12 protein-coding genes are annotated in these 13,817 nt (G+C 66.4%); 2 read left to right on the plus strand and 10 right to left on the minus strand.

From position 1 onward, the window contains the following. Positions 1–277 precede the first annotated feature (277 nt). The 8 genes from RMCN_RS25530 to RMCN_RS25570 form a co-directional block, all read right to left on the minus strand. Positions 278–1,693, minus strand: a complete 1,416-nt coding sequence (locus RMCN_RS25530) for a DUF4226 domain-containing protein (RefSeq protein ID WP_067395249.1) — start codon at positions 1,691–1,693, stop codon at positions 278–280. Positions 1,694–1,710: 17 nt separating this feature from the next. Further along, positions 1,711–1,998: a hypothetical protein gene (locus RMCN_RS25535; RefSeq protein WP_005148687.1), complete on the minus strand. Its 288-nt coding sequence runs from the start codon at positions 1,996–1,998 to the stop codon at positions 1,711–1,713. Between the two features lie 115 nt (positions 1,999–2,113). Beyond that, positions 2,114–4,456 (minus strand): hypothetical protein, encoded by a 2,343-nt coding sequence (locus RMCN_RS30895; RefSeq protein WP_131808605.1) that lies wholly within the window; start codon positions 4,454–4,456, stop codon positions 2,114–2,116. Between the two features lie 107 nt (positions 4,457–4,563). Beyond that, complete coding sequence (locus RMCN_RS31630) at positions 4,564–4,821, minus strand: hypothetical protein (RefSeq protein WP_234787784.1); 258 nt, start codon at positions 4,819–4,821, stop codon at positions 4,564–4,566. A gap of 527 nt (positions 4,822–5,348) precedes the next feature. Then, positions 5,349–5,903, minus strand: coding sequence for a hypothetical protein (locus tag RMCN_RS31265; protein WP_067395254.1), 555 nt, complete (start codon positions 5,901–5,903; stop codon positions 5,349–5,351). 2 nt (positions 5,904–5,905) lie between these two features. Further along, positions 5,906–6,304: a hypothetical protein gene (locus RMCN_RS25560; protein ID WP_067395257.1), complete on the minus strand. Its 399-nt coding sequence runs from the start codon at positions 6,302–6,304 to the stop codon at positions 5,906–5,908. Continuing rightward, positions 6,285–8,048 (minus strand): PPE domain-containing protein, encoded by a 1,764-nt coding sequence (locus RMCN_RS25565; RefSeq protein ID WP_067395260.1) that lies wholly within the window; start codon positions 8,046–8,048, stop codon positions 6,285–6,287. Before RMCN_RS25565 ends, RMCN_RS25560 begins: the two co-directional genes overlap by 20 nt. A gap of 54 nt (positions 8,049–8,102) precedes the next feature. After that, positions 8,103–8,420, minus strand: coding sequence for a type VII secretion target (locus RMCN_RS25570; protein WP_006246240.1), 318 nt, complete (start codon positions 8,418–8,420; stop codon positions 8,103–8,105). A gap of 159 nt (positions 8,421–8,579) precedes the next feature. Here RMCN_RS25570 and RMCN_RS25575 point away from each other — a divergent pair, with 159 nt between their 5' ends. Next, the gene (locus RMCN_RS25575) at positions 8,580–9,077 is read left to right on the plus strand and encodes a hypothetical protein (protein ID WP_067395263.1); all 498 of its coding nucleotides are present in this window, start codon (positions 8,580–8,582) and stop codon (positions 9,075–9,077) included. Positions 9,078–9,401: 324 nt separating this feature from the next. Then, entirely contained in the window at positions 9,402–11,441 is a 2,040-nt protein-coding gene (locus tag RMCN_RS25580; RefSeq protein WP_084377752.1) for a hypothetical protein, read from the plus strand. A 664-nt stretch (positions 11,442–12,105) separates the two neighbouring features. On the opposite strand, the gene RMCN_RS25585 is transcribed toward RMCN_RS25580, so the two are convergent. Both RMCN_RS25585 and RMCN_RS25590 read right to left on the minus strand, forming a co-directional pair. Beyond that, a complete protein-coding gene (locus RMCN_RS25585; RefSeq protein WP_067395270.1) occupies positions 12,106–12,831 on the minus strand; it encodes a hypothetical protein in 726 nt (241 codons plus the stop codon). Then, a complete protein-coding gene (locus RMCN_RS25590) occupies positions 12,828–13,715 on the minus strand; it encodes a ParA family protein (RefSeq protein WP_067395273.1) in 888 nt (295 codons plus the stop codon). The genes RMCN_RS25585 and RMCN_RS25590 overlap by 4 nt, the downstream gene beginning before the upstream one ends. Positions 13,716–13,817 lie beyond the last annotated feature (102 nt).

The following is a 13,817-nucleotide window of genomic DNA, read 5'->3' on the forward strand; positions in this document are numbered from 1 at the left end:
ATCCAGCGCAGCCGTCGAGTTGTGGTGCTCGACGGCCGAATCCTGCTGACCATCAGCAGCCTGACCCTCACCGGGAGTGATCGACGGCGGCGGCGCCGGACCCAACGGCGCCACCGGCAACAACACCCCAACCCCGGTACCGAAACCATCCCGCGCCTGACCCATCACCCCACCAGCAGCACGCACAAACCCGTCTACCGACACTCCTACCGCGCACCCGTTCCCACACATCTCAGTGCGTCTTCGGCGGGGTCATCATGGTCATGTCTCTCGTCAATCAGTCAGCGGCCGGTGCCGGGGCCGGTGAGCCCGCCTTTGCCGCAGTCGGATCGAACCAGCCCAAAAAGTCCGGGCCCGAACTCACACTCTCCAGCGGCTGCACCTGCCCGGACACCAGCACCTTGCCGTCGCCCAACGCCATCACCAAATGGTCCTTCCACATGCCCACATCCCCCGCCTTGAGCTGCGTCGGGGGCACCGGATCGGTCACCGGAGTGCCCGCCGGCGGCAGCGTCACACCCGCAGCCTGCTGCCACGCCTCGGCCACCGGAGTGCCCCCCAGCGCCGAGCGCACGGCCTCCGCGCCCTGCGGCGTCCGCGCCTCAGTCACCGAGTTGTCGGGCAACTGCACATCAGTCGACTTCGTCGCCGGTTCCACCGTCTCGGCCTGCTGCCCCTCCTGGTCCGCGCCAGCGGCCTGAGTCTGCGCCGACTCCTCCTCGGAATCACTGTCGCTCTCGCTCTCGGATGCCGACTCGGTCGTGGCCTCGTCCTCGGCGAAGTCCGGGCCAGCTTCCTCGGCAGGGCTCGCCTCGTCGTCGGTGAAGTCCGGGCCAGCTTCCTCAGCAGGCTGCTGATCGCTGAACCCTGCCAGCGTCGAGGCCAGCGGGTCCATAAACCCAGTGGGTAGCCCCCCGCCGCCGCCGAAGCCCGGCAATCCGCCGCCACCACCGCCGAACCCAGGAATGCCCCCCATCGGCATCCCGCCACCCATCGGCATGCCCATGCCCAAACCCGGCTGACCCAACATCCCAGCCGGGGCGGTCTGAGCCTCCTCCTGCGCCGAATCAGCTTCCACAGCAGCTCCATTGGCGCCGCCGCCGTCTGCACTGTCGGGTGCAGTGCCCACGTCGCTGTACCGGGTGGCGTTGTCCTGCGACACCGCCGCCTTGTCCTCGGAGTCGGCCGCGGCCTTCTCGATGACCGTTCGAGCCTCCTCCAAACGGGTCTTGACGAAATCCATCAACGCCTTCTGACCCTCAACGGTGTACAGCGCCCCGTCAGCCTTCATCTGCTCGATCTTGGCCATCACATCGGCGCGGATGTTCTCCAACTCCTGGCGGCCGACCTCACCCGCAGCCGCCACCTCCTCAGCGCTGATCCCCGCACTGTCGAGCTCCACGAGCTGCTCCAGCATCTCGCCCACACGTCGAGCCTCCTCTTTGGCCGCCTCAGCAGCAGGCCCCTCAGCCCCCTCCGGCGGCACCGGAGGCGCCGGAGGAGGAGGCGTCGGCGACGGCTGACCGGGCACCTCAGGCGCAGTCGGGGCGTCGCCCCCGCCCCCGTTCTCTGGCCCGTCACCCTCAGTGTCGGGGCCAGGCGACAACGGCAGCAGCGGCACCAGCTTGGTGATCCCAATGATCGCGTTGGTGATCACCGTCTCGGCAGCTTTGCTAACAATGTCCCACGACATGCAACTCTCCCTAGTAACTAGAAGTTCAATGCACGCTCGTCGGCAGCCACCGCGTCAAGCGTCGGACACGTCCCATCAATGCCAAGATTGGCCAAATACCGGTCATGAGCGACGGCGGCGACCTTGCGGACACGATTGTTCAACGTCACCGAATCCCAGTTCCGAGCGTCGGGCTTCAACACCACCCCACACACAAAACCCAGGCCATTGACCTGCACAAACACCGTGCGCTTCGCGGAGATAGCCGTCGCCGCAACCTGCTCGCCAAGATCACCGGCCGACTCAGCAGCCTCCTGCTCCGTCACGGTTCCCCTTCCGGCCACACACCCACGTCACCTGACCCGCATACTGCTGGACATATTACACATATTCATGCAACGGGTGAACACATCAGGCACAATTCTGTTGGGGGGTGGTCGGTCAGCTGGGCGTCCCCGCGGTCTTCGGCCGCGGCGCCAGCACCGCATCGACGACATGGCCAAACCCGCCGATCTTGGCGCAGTAGACCAGATCAGGCAGAGACGGCGGCTGAACACGCCAACACCTCAGCAGCTCGATCACCAGGCCCGCCCTGTAGAAGTGCACATACACCTGCTGCGAAGCCCGCGACACCTCGGAATCGTCAGCGTCGAGCACCGCTCCGGCCATGCTCGGATGCAGCACCGCAGAATTATGCCGCTCAATCACGTTGCGGTAGTGAGCATCCCAGTCCACGGCGGTACGGCTGCGCAACGGCTCCAACACATGATCCACGTCGTATTGCTCGATCAGCCGTGACTCCTGGCCGTCCATCCCGGCCAACGGACTCGGCGTCTGCGCAGCCGCGGCCAGCACCGCCTCAGTGATCGCCCCAGCGGCCTGCAGCCCCAGACCCTGTTGCAAGATGGTCTGCACCTTCGCCCAAGCCGGACGATCCACCGTCATCAACCGGTGAACGTATCCCCCGCCCACACTCGGAGCCTCACCAGGACTGTGCAGGATCTCGACCGCGCGGATCGACTCGAAATCAGGCCACCCCACCGGCCGAGCAACACCCAACTCCGTGGTCACCAACGCCGACCGTCGAGCCCCCGCAACATGCTCAGACAACTCCTCGGCATGAGCCGCGAGCAACGACGTCGGCTGCTCAACGCCCATGAACCGAGTGGCCCAATTCAAAGGGAGCAGCTCATCAAACACCGCCAGGTGCGCTGAGTTCGGAATAAAGACCCCAGGAGGCACATAGGCGCCCCCGCCTACGCTGGATGCAATCGACACCGACGGACCCGAAGGCAACTGCACCACCGACACCGCCCACTGCACGAACCCGCCATTGAGCAGGTCCTCCCGGACCTCTGTCCCGCGAACCAATCCATCCAGAACCCGCCGCGCCAACAGTAGATCCGCGCTCGGCTCCGAATCCGTCAGTGCCGCACCAGTACCGGCACCCCCGCTGCCGGCCACCAGCGGAGCCCCCGCACCGCCACCGCCCTGATGCGAGGACGGGCCGACAGGAGCCGCAGGCTGAGCCGACGCCGGCACCGTCCCTGCACCAGGCGGCGGCAAAGGACCACCACCACCACCAGGCGGCACATACGGCGCCAAACCACCACCACCACCACTTGCGACCGGCGGTACCGCCCCGCCACCACCGCCAACAGGAGCCGGAGCACTCGGTGCAGCCGCCGCAGCCGCCCCCTGAGCGGGAACCACCGGAGCCTGCTGCCCAGGAGCAGCGACCGTAGTCACCGAAGGATGCTGCGCCGCAAACTTTTCCAACGCCGGCGACGGAGTCGCGGGCACCGCACCCGACGCCCCCATCCCCGACGCCAAACCCGACTGGAAACTACCCGCCGCGCTCGACAACGGATTACTGCTCAACGCATCCGACATCGACGAGGCAGGAGCCGTCGCCGCATCCTTCAACGGACTCCCACCCAACGAACTCAAACCCGACGGCATCTGCGGCGGACGCAAACCACCCATGCCGCTGCCTACGCCGCTACCCACATTCCCCACCTGGGGGCTGCTCATTGTCGGCATAGTCGGCTGCGTGACAGGACTGGTCACGGGCGTGATACCGGGCTCAACAGCCTCGACTGGGCGCTGACCGTTCAGGGCATCCGCAGTATCCGTACCCAGGTCGCCCGCCCCGTTGGCGACGTTTTCGGGGGTGCCCTGATCATTCACTCGATCAGGACTCGTGGTGCCGTCCTCAGCGTTACCCACAGGCTCAGACGTGGCGTCGTCGGGAACTTCTTCCGAGGAGCCTTCGCGCTGCGCATCCTTTTCTGCCTCGTTACTGGCGGGCTCCGATTCTGTTCCAGCGCCAGGCGCTTCTTCCTTTCCAGGCATGGGAAGTGGTGGAGGGGCGGCGGCGATGTCTCCCAAGGCGGTGCTGAAGGCGGTGGCGGCCTCGGCTTTGAAGGTGGCTCCCGAGAATGGTGTCTTGGTATTTTGTGCTGTCTCCCAGGCTTGTTGAGCGGCATCGCCGATCCGTGTGAGGTCCAGTTTTAGCCCGACGACGGTGCTCTTGTAGGACTCCGCGGTAACTGCCTTCGAACCAAGATGATCGGCTACGTCGTAGGCGTGGTTGCGCATTTCGGTGAGCCGTTCGACCCGCGCGGTGCCCGCCTGGCCCTGGAGAAGATCGGGGCTCGTGGACATTTTGCGTTTCAGGGTGTCGCCGTAGGCGGAGAACCGGGTTTCGGCGTCGCGATGTTCATCGGCGACACCTTGAATGTCGTTCTCACTGATGCTCGGCCAGAACTCACCGATTGCCATCTGAGCACCAATGCCTGGTGGCCGCTGAATATCGCCCGCTCCACCTAGCGATCCAGTAGCCGGCATAGCTGCGCTCTCCCCTCATTCACACGGATGCAAAACAGAACTCAGCCTTGGTCGAGGCCGCAGATCTGCCACACTCGATCACTCGCGGCTTGCTCGGCCTCCGCACTGTGCGTGGGTGGTTCAGCCAGCCCGCGTTGGCGAATTGGTCCGTAGGCCGCCATGCGTGCGTAGTACGCGGACACCATGCCGGCCACTGCTTCTCGAATATCGGGACTCGCTCCGGGAAACTCCTGTAGGGCGGTCTCCAGTGCTGTTACTCCAGGAAGGATGTCGCTTGCCTTCTTGTCCTTCGTTGGCATTGCGCCGTTGACGATTGCGTAGCGTGTGCACAGCCCCACGTTCTGGGCGTGTGTGTCTCCGGTGGCCGGTGTGCTTGCAGCATTTGTGGGTTGACCTGTTTGAGACGCACTGTCGGTTGATGATCTGGTGACAATGGTCCCGACCACGGCTCCCATTCCCGCAGCGACCAGGGCTGTGGCCGCGACAAGGGAGATGAGGCCACCTCGCCCAGAGCGCTTGCGTGGCGAGACGGGTGCACCGAAGTTTCCCGGAACGGGTGTGGGTTGGTATCCGGGCGCTCCAGGCGCAGCAGCTCCTTGCGGGGCAGCCGGGTAATAGCCCCATCCCTCGGGGGCAGGTTGATACCCCGAACCTTCGGGTGCTGGTTGGTAGCCAGCCCCGGGTGCGGGTCCTGTGCCAGGCCCGGTTGTGATGGGGTGGCTCATGTTGTCTCCCTGCGTATCGGGTGGATGGTTAGAGCCTACCGCTCATCACCAGGCCACGACCCCGCGAATTACGTCCTGAGCTCCTACTTCCGTTCCTCTTGTCAGATTGGTGCGATGCCGCCAGAGACGTTCGGCCCGGGGCCAGCGCCGCCGCCGTCACTGGGGTCGGGCCAGACCGGCTGAGGTGTCCCCCACTCGTCGAGTTCCCAGTCATGGTCCCCGCCGACGCCCCACGGCCCCTCGGGTAGACCGCCGGACGAGTAGCTAGCGAGCTGAACGCTGCCGGTATCCGGGGTCTGTGCCTCTGGCCCAGGCACGGCACCGTTTATGGTGGCGGCGGCTTCACCATCCGCGGCTTCCAACGTGGCAGAGCAGGTGCTGTCCGCCGAGGCTGTCTCGCTCGCCACAGCGGTGGCGAGAGCTTCGCATGCGGCCAGTTCGGCAGCCCACGGGCTCATAGTCGCTGTGATCGCAGCACTCACGGCATCTGGTTTCACCCCGGCCGCCGTCGCGGCAGCGGCCCCGACCGCCCCGCCCGCCCCTGCGGCGGCAACGGTGGCTGCCTCGGCCGCGGTGTTGGCGCCATCGGCGATGAGCGGAAGCGGTTCGATCTCGATGTTGTCGGCTGACTGTCCCGATGATGTGACGGCGGGCATTTCTATAGCCTCCGTTGGGTGTTCGGGCTGTGCACTGCTTGGGCTAGCTGGTTAGCCACCGGATGCTGGAGCAGTTCGGGTGAAGCGATCTTGGCGCACTCGTCGAACAGCTTTTGTGAGATGGCATCGAGGCCTTCGGCGGCATTGCGGGCGTTCTGCGCCAATGCGTCGCTGATGCGGTCGTTGAGTTCGCCGATCGTCAACTCCTGCTGGAGGCCCTCGCGAACGTCGAGGTCAAGAAGCCGTCCCCGCGAGTCGTGGACGACGATGATGTCCTCGTCGTCGCTGGTGCTCGATAGGAATGCGTCGGTCTCCTCATCCCAGGCGTAGATCGCATCCAGCATCGTGTTCAGGGGTGCCAGCGCCGCCTCGGCGGCAGGGTTATTCGGTGGTGTCGCCATGGGTCTCCTCCTGAGTCGTGGACGACTTACGCCGGCCAGGACGCTTCCTCACTTGTTCCAACTCCCCGAACACCGGCTCGGTGTTGGCTTGGTCGCGATGCACGACCCGCTTATCGGGGTGTAGGTCTTGGTCCCTCTCCGGGGTGTTGTTGCCCCCCATGCCGCCCATCATCGGCGGATACATGCCACCCATCATCGGCCTACCGGTCGCGGCGCCTGCGGGGGTCGACGCCGCCGGCGCAGTACCGGCCGCTGGAGCGATCGCAGCACCGGGTGCGGCCGCCGACACCGAACTCGACGGGCCACCAGCAGGTAAACCGCCACCGCCCCCGCTGCCGCTGCCGCCGCCACTGCTGGCCGGGGTGGTGCCCAGCTCGCTTGGGCTCACGTCGTCGAAGCCCGTGTCCTCCGGGGACGGCAAGCCCTCACCTCCGGTGCTGGGCAGGCCACCCAGACTGGGCATCCCCGACAGCGCCGACAGCGGAGAAGCTCCCCCACCGGGCATCATCGGCGAACCGCCGCCCGCCGATTGGCTCACCGCACCCAGAATCGAGCCCAGGACAGTGCCCGCAGTGTTGGCGGTCGCATCGGTAGCCGGAGTCAGCGCAGGATCAGCGGCCGTCGGCTCACTGGGAAGATCCCCTTGCTCGGCGGCCGCGATGTCGCCCGTCTGCTGTGCTGTCGGATCGGGCGCGTGGTTGGTTTGCGGATCACCCTCGGTGCCCGGATTGCCAGACCCGGGTCCGTCCTCGACCTCCTCGGTGGTGGGCTCGGGCTTGTCCTTCTTTTTGTCAGCCTCGGTGGTCGACTCGTTGTGCTCAGGATTGGCGGTGCCGGGTGTGCCCCCCACGATCGGCGGGGGCACCGACGGTGGCGGCGGCACGGTCACCGTGTCGATGTTGGCGGCCGCCGCATAGGTGGTCTGTGCCGTCACGGCCTCAGCCTGCGCGGTGGAGATGTTGGTCTGGGCCACCACCAACGGTTCATTGATCACGCCGGCGCTGGCGTTGAACTTCTGCAGCGCGGTGCGGTACTCGTCGCGCAATGCCTTGAACGTCTCCGGTGTCGGGGTGGCGGTGCGGGCGTTGTCGACGGTGCTGGCCGCCGACTCCGCGGAGGAGGCCAAAGTTCGGGCATAGTTCGCGGCCTCGGCCAACCACGAGGCGTGCTCGGAGATGTTGCGGCCTGCGGGCTGGTTGCCTGCGTTCCAGTTCGCGTCGACCCCTTGGGCCGCCCGCTTGGTGTCACCGGACTGCGTGTCCAACTCCGTTGCCAGCGTGCGGAACTGACTCGCCAGCGTGCGCAGCGGCTCCGATCCCGGCCCGCCGTGGATAAACGCCGACCAGGTTTCAGCCGCCATCGGTGCGGGCGCGGCCGGCACTGCCGGGGCGCCAGGCAACGACGGCATCTGGCCAGGCACGGTGGGCAAGACAGGCACCGACGAGGACGGCTGGGCCTGTCCATAGCTCGAGATCACCGAGGCGGCATCGACGTCGCTCTGGTCCAGTGCCACCCCGGTGGTGGTCACGGCCATTCCGCCGGCCGCGCGCTGGGCCATCGAATGCGCGATGAGCAGTTCCAGCCCCGTGGCCCATGCGGTGAACGACCCGGCCACAGCGGTCGACACCTGGTCGGGGGCTGCCGGCTGGCACAGCGAGCAGGAGGGTGCATGCCCGGCCGCGCCGTCCTGCAACTCGCGACCATGGGCGACCAGGGCCGGTGGCTCGAACGAAATATTAACCACGCCAACCCCCTTCCCGGTTCAACCCCAGCCCGACGGCCCCTCACGCCCGTGAGGTCAGATCTGCACCGCGGCGTCGATGGCGCGGGCGGTGTCGTCGTCAGCGACCTCGAATCCCGTCCGATGATTGCGCAATTTCTGTGCGTGCGCCCGCGCCCAGGCGATGACGCGCTCATAGCTCAGACCGCGTTCGGTCGTTTCCAGGGCCTTGGCCTGGATGAACGCCGAATAGATCGGCCCCAACTGGTTGTTCAACTGCTCGATGTCGGGCTGTGTCGACGCCAGGTATTGCGCCAACTCGTCGGCGTAGGTGTCCCAGCGGTCGGCCAGGGCGGCCGCGGCCTCGGGGTCCAGACTGATCTGATCAGCGCTCATAACAGTGTGTGCCTCTCTCGTGCCCGCCGAATGTGCCTAACATGTTCACGAACTGCTCCATTGTGTACTGTACGTCTCATTGCGCGCAAGGGGAATGCGCAAGACACGCCGGACCCACTTACAGGGTAAATCGGTTCCGAGGTGAAAGGGTCACCTGTTATGGAGATGCACCGTCGCCATCGCAGCACCTACAAGGGTGATCGGGCCCAGATCATGGCCCGACCACACCCGACCGTTTGCGCCCTGGTCCGGGAACGCGCCGCACTGCTGAACATTGCGGTGGCGCAGTACGCCGGAGACGTGGTGTCGACGCACGTCGGCCTCGACCATCTCGTCCGCGAACTGCACGGCCTGGATCTGGGCATGCTGCCCCCGGCGGCCCCGGATCTGGGACGCGCTTCCTACGTCGAAGCGCTGCGGGCCCCCAGCTTCGTCAAGGCCATCGCCCCGCGTGAGGTCTACAACGTGGTCAGAACCCGTGCCGCGACGCTGGGCATCTCCATGGGCCGCTACCTCGGCGATGTGCTGTGCGAGCACGTCGGCATGCCCGATCTGATGACCGACCTATACGGGTTCGACCTCGAGGAGTTGAACCACCTCGCGGGCCTGCCCACCGGTGCGCCGGGGCGCGGTGAGGAGCTGCCGTTGGCGATCTGACACCCAGCGCCCCCTTCGTCTTTGGATGACAACTTCGGGGGCAGATATGACAAATACATAGCTGGCGTGCGGATTTCCACCCCGACATGAACAAAGGCCCCGCTAGGGGGCCTCGTTCGGGTTTCGATTCGAAGTTAGCCGCTTCAAATCCGGGTCCGCACCCGTTTCCCCGAAGGGACTTGTCTTGACCGACTCGTCTCACGGTAGCGCATACCCGCGGTTCTTTCCAGAATTGGCGCGGAGTCTGTGCAGAAACCGTGACCTTTCGCGCACCCCGACGATTGGGGTGCCGTACACACCGACCCCCAGGTGGGCGGTGTAGCCGTGGCACACCACGTGCCACCTTCACCCACTCCCGACCAGGTGTGGGCTGCACTGGCACCGCTGCTGAGCGCCCCCGGGCGCACCACGATGCGCCTGTACAACCCGAAGACCGGCAAGTTCAGCACCAGCCGCCAGCTGACCCGCAAACTGCCGGGCCGACCCGCAGCGGTCTACCTCTACACCGAACACGCCGCGACCACCCGCATCCTTGCGTTGGACTTCGACTCCACACGCGGCGGGCCCGCCGCGGTGCAGCGTGACGTCGACATCGCCCGCCACTGGCTCACAGCCGCCGGCGGCCGCCTGATCATCGACCGCTCCACCAACGGCGGCATGCACATCATCTGCCCGCTGGCGCCGGCCACCAGCGCCACCCACACCGAGATCACACACCTGGTAGCGGTCCTGGCCGCACATCTGCCGACCCTGGACACCTCACCCAACGGCAACATTGCCACCGGATGCCTGAGCCTGCCCGGCACCCTCGACAAGCAGGGCGGCCACCGCCAGCTCCTCGGCAGCCTCAGCGATGCCCTCAACACCATCGCCGACGGCTCCACCCCAGACTTCCTCCCCACCCTCTACGCCCACCTCGGCATCCTCAAACGGCCATCCACCCCGGCCCCGGGACCCACCGACAACAACACCACAGCCCCCGACAGCTGCCCGGCCCTGACACAGTTCACCACCGGCGACGGCGAGGACCTGCGCCTAGCGCCCGCCCACAGCAACCGCGCCCCCATCCCGGCACCAGTGCTGCACTACGCCACCCACGGCGACCCCACCGGATCGGCCGGACGCACCTGGCCAACCCACTCCGAAGCCCGGATGTCGGTGATCTACCACGCCGTGATCCGCGGCTACACCCTCAGCGATCTGCGCGCACTCATCGCCCCAGCCGGCCCCTGGCACCACGGTCTCGGCGCCGCGTTCAACCGCTACGCCAACCGCGCCGACAAAGCCCTGAGCAGGGACTTCAGCAAAGCAATGCACCACTACTACGAAATGGTGCTCATCCACCGACACCGTCAGCACAAGCTACAGAAGAACTCACCGGGGGGGGCAACAGAAAAAGGGTCCAATCCAGCCACACGCGGACCCAGCGGACCCGTGGAACTGCGGAGGTGGCTGGCCTACGCCTTCCGGTGGGCAGACACCGAATACCAAGGTCGACGACAACGATGGACGGTCAAGGTGGTGCTGCAGGCCCTGGCCTACCTGGCAATGAAATCAGGCCAGCAAGTCAACGGCGTCTGGGTGGTGGCCGTGGGGGGACGCAGCCTGTCGCTGGCGGCAGGGCTGATGACCGCCGACGCGGTGTGGAAAGTGCTGCGCGACACGCGCGACCGGGTGGGTGCCCCCCTGATTCTGACCCGCCGCGCCGTCGGTCGCGACGCCGACGCCTACGCCCTGACCAACCAAGGAGCCGACACAGTCGACATCGGCGCGGCCGAGCGAATCCGCATCGAACCCGTACACGACGCCTGGCAGATTCTGGGTTGGCGGCTGCAACGCATCCACGACCTCGTGGTCCACCACGGCCTCACCGGACGCACCGACATCTACGCCGCGGCCGCGGTCACCCGCAGCACCGGCGACGCCATGATCCTCGACCTGCAAATCACCGGCCTGATCGCCGTCACCGGCCGCGGCACCGTCGGACCAGGTCACACCACCCTCGACGCCATCGCCACCCAGCACCGACTCCACGACACCCGCCAAGACCGCATCGAGCGCTACCGCAGAGAACGCAACGCCTGGCAGCAGTGGCTCGACAACGGCCATGACGTACAAGATCACCTGCTGCTCGCGCAGACCGCCGACGAGGCCTACCTGCGCGGCCCCAGCCGCGACCGCGCCCTCGCCGTGCACGCGGCCTACCTGCAGTCAGTCCTGGCCACCGGCCCTCCCCCGGTACCCGGCGACGACGCATCGCCCGACACCGAAGACGACGACACGATCATCATCGAGCGCCGTGCGCTGACCCTGCTGTGGGAACTGCTCGGCGCCGTCGTTGTCCCCGAATCGGCGCCGGCGTGACGACTTAGGTTGAAGTGGCTCTTGTCGGCCCCGAGTGTCGGAGCGGTACCCCGGCGCTGGGAGGGCTTGCCCGGCGGCGCCTACCGGTGCTCACCTGTTAACTAAGGTTATCTTCGCAAGCGGTGAGTTAGCGGAGGGGTGGAAGTCCTGAACATGCGTCCGGGAACCGTCGTAACTGGTCTGGCAGTGTTTTGTTGCTTGGTGGGGTGTGGAGTCGGCGGCGAGTTGACGGGTCGTTCCACATCGGCCTCGGTAGCACAGACCGCCGCAGGTGAACCCGGTCTGCCCGGAACGACGTTCTCACCGCTCGACATCCGCGTATACGCGCAGGTGCCTCAAAGGAGTGGCGCTGGTCCTTCAGACCCACCCATCTGGCAGTTGCCGACCGGGACACCGATCAGGGTCATATGTATCCGGGAATCACCCGAACCCAGCCAGAACTGGCCACATGAGCGGTTGAAATGGGTATGGATCCACTTTGAGGGGAAAACCCCGAATGAGGGAGGGTTCATCAGCCTGATGGAGGTCTCCATCGATACCGGACGCGATCCGAATACGAACGCTCCGCTGACGATCGAAGACGTTGTGCCAAACTGTCCCAGTTAGCGTTCCCCCAGGCAGGGTCGTCGACTTGGCCACTTGTGCGCTCGTTCGCCCCAACGGTTCAGCGCTTCGGGACATACTCGGCGGCCAGCGCCGCCGCGACGATCTCCGAGCGGGACGCCTCCCGCCGGCCGGGATGTCCGTCAGTGATGATCGCGTTGACCCAACTGACAATGCGGTTGAGCGCCTGGTCCTCCCCACCGTTCGGGCGGATATACAGCGCCACCTGCGGGTCGGTCCTGTTCCTGCTCGCAACCGTCGGCCGCCGATAAAACGACGAGAAGTCGGTGTGCTCATCTGGGCGCCGCGCCAACACCAACTCAGGCAACCGCGCCAGATGGCTGCTCACCGCCGCCATGATCAGCGACGTCTGCGGAGGCTGGCCCGGCTGCTCGGCGGCCGCCTTGAACGCATCAAACACCGAACCGGCCACACTGAGGCGAGTCGCGCGCACCACATGCATCACCGGATCGGACCAGTCGATGGTCAGATCCGGCAGCGGTCGGCGTCCGACGGTCTGCGCCGCACCCTCCCCCGCCGCCACTTCGGTGTCTGCACGGTCAGGTGGGGTTGCGATGTCACGGACGGCGGCCCGTTCAGCACCCGCAGCTGCGCGGCTCATCACAGGGCTGGCCGCAGCAGGGGCGGTCGTCTCGGCGCTCACCGGGTCCTGTGGGGTGGCAGGGGCCGCCGCGGGATGCCTCGGAGGCGGGACCTGCCCGGCCCTGCGTTGCCTGCCCTCCCGAAGCTTGCTCAATCCACCGCTGTTGACAGCAGTCTCGCTCACAACAACGCCTCCTCATCCTGCTGGTGCTGGGCGATCGCGTTCCGGACCGCATGAGTCAACACGGTGCGGCCCACGTCTTTAACCTCCGCGACGAACCTCGCGGAGGAAGCCGGAACCTGCCCGGATTTGCCCGGTGCACACACCGCCCCTGAAAGCTTGCGACGTTTCAGGAATGGATGGTTGCGCACCGGCGGACCCACCTCGATGCCGTAGGTGGTGCTGATTTTCTCCAGGCGGCGCACCTCAGGTTCGGGAGCGGCCTCAACCCGGTTGGGCACCAACAGCAGCGGATACCCACCCTGCAACTCGCTAGTCATCTGCTCGGTCGCCGCCAGAGCACGCGTTTCCAGGTTCACCGGCACCACCACCACGTGAGCGGCGCTGGCCGCACCCACCGTGGAGGGGACACCGCCCGGATGCGTGTCGATGATCAGCGGGCGTTTCAGCTCGGCCGACCACTTCTCCAGCGCGGCCGCCATATCGGGCCCAGAAGGCTGGTTGACCGCGAAGTCAGGGTGCGACGGGATCAGGTCGGCACGCATCCCACGGCCCGACAGCGGACGAGGGCACCGTCCCCGCTCCAAGGCGTCCAACAGCGGCGCATTCGTGCGGGTCTCGTGGCGATACCCCCACGCCCGGGTGGCGCCGCCGGCATCCCAGTCCAAGTCCACCAGCACGCCGTCGAGTAGCCATGCCAGCTCCTTGGCCAACTCGGTCTTGCCGACCCCGCCCTTCCACGCCGCGATCGTGATGATGAGCCGATCGAACAGGTCAAGCACGTAATCCAGGCTGGCACCCACATCCACGCAGAACGTGTCCAGAGCTGGCCCCGTCAGCCCGATACGCTCCAACCCCGCACCTCGCTGCACCACCGTCCCCTGCATAGGAAGCCCCTTCCATCCACCGCGTGTGGTGGCGTATCGCACCGACCACACCTACCAGCCGTACCACGTCGCCATGCGACATCGTTCTCTGCTGTTGTGCAC

Source organism: Mycolicibacterium novocastrense (assembly GCF_001570485.1).
GTDB lineage: Bacteria > Actinomycetota > Actinomycetes > Mycobacteriales > Mycobacteriaceae > Mycobacterium > Mycobacterium novocastrense.